Here is a 474-nt window from a genome sequence, read left to right as displayed (position 1 = left end):
CTGGTTGAAGACATGTACATCAGGCCATCAAGCCCATTCATATTTTGCTCAATCACCTGAGTGACCGAGTCTTCTACCGTTTGCGCATCGGCACCCGGATAGGTTGCGCTGACGGTAATGGTCGGTGGCGCAATCTGCGGATACTGCGCAACCGGTAAGTTCATGATCGCCAGACCGCCTGCAAGCATCATAATAATGGCAAGTACCCAGGCAAAAACCGGGCGATCAATAAAATAGTTAGCCATGAAAGTCCCCTTAAGCCTGCAACGTTATTGTTTCGATTCGGTGCTGGCGTTTTCCTGGCTGGAGGAAATTGCTCGTGCTTTGATACCCGGACGAATGCGTTGCAAGCCGGAAACGATCACCCGATCGCCAGCCTGCAAGCCAGAGGTGACAACCCACTGGTCGCCGATGGCTTTGCTGGCTTCGATTTCGCGTAGCTGCACGACATCGTCTTTATCCAGAATGAGTGCC

The 474-nt window shown here is 52.5% G+C and carries 2 protein-coding genes; both read right to left on the bottom strand.

Annotation, left to right across the window (positions count from 1 at the left end):
• On the bottom strand, positions 1-245 hold a 245-nt coding region (locus tag AC3DEV_RS16885), incomplete at its 3' end, for an efflux RND transporter permease subunit (RefSeq protein WP_224482582.1).
• Between the two features lie 24 nt (positions 246-269).
• Positions 270-474: permuted SH3 domain-containing protein (locus AC3DEV_RS16880; protein ID WP_488372849.1), on the bottom strand; the 205-nt coding region annotated here is incomplete at its 5' end.

The organism is Dietzia sp. IBK-p2-15D, assembly GCF_057773105.1.
Note: the sequence above shows the minus strand (reverse complement) of the source record. Positions and strands in the feature narration are given on the sequence as shown.